This window comes from Acinetobacter sp. AL9, assembly GCF_041464035.1.
Taxonomy (GTDB): Bacteria; Pseudomonadota; Gammaproteobacteria; order Pseudomonadales; family Moraxellaceae; genus Acinetobacter; species Acinetobacter towneri.
In genome coordinates, this window is record NZ_JAYFSK010000180.1 from 1 (window position 1) to 455 (window position 455).

The 455-nt window shown below is 50.3% G+C and carries 1 protein-coding gene; it reads right to left on the bottom strand.

The annotated features are described in order from the left end of the window. Window positions 1-132: 132 nt before the first annotated feature. Window positions 133-455: IS66 family insertion sequence element accessory protein TnpB (gene tnpB / locus ACEO2X_RS14200; protein WP_371972186.1), on the bottom strand; the 323-nt coding region annotated here is incomplete at its 5' end.

Consider the following 455-nt stretch of genomic DNA (forward strand, 5'->3'; position numbering starts at 1 on the left):
GGGTGAATTCCAGCAGTTGTTCATGGGTCAGTTGGCTTAAATCTGGCAGCGTATTCATGACCGCAGTATGCCTGAGGTCATGAGAAGAATGAAATAGAACGTTTGGAGGATAGCAGAATAGCCGAGCTTGGTTTAGAGCATCGTGACCACCTGCTGTCGTCCAATGCGCTGCCAAGGCAAACCCTGGATTAATGCCTGTAACTGTTCCGGGTTGAGAGCTACGCTTTCACCCTGGTGAACTTTAGCCCAGTGGAATTTTCCCTGTTCCAGCCGCCGGGCACACAGCCAGATGCCCAGTCCATCATGTACCAGCACTTTCATGCGATGGCCACGTTTATTACAGAACAGGTAAGCACAATGCGGTTTAATGTAGCCAAAGGCTCTCACCACCTGAGCCATGACAGTATCCATCCCTGCTCGCATATCCAGAGGTTGGGTAGAAAGCCAGATTTCAT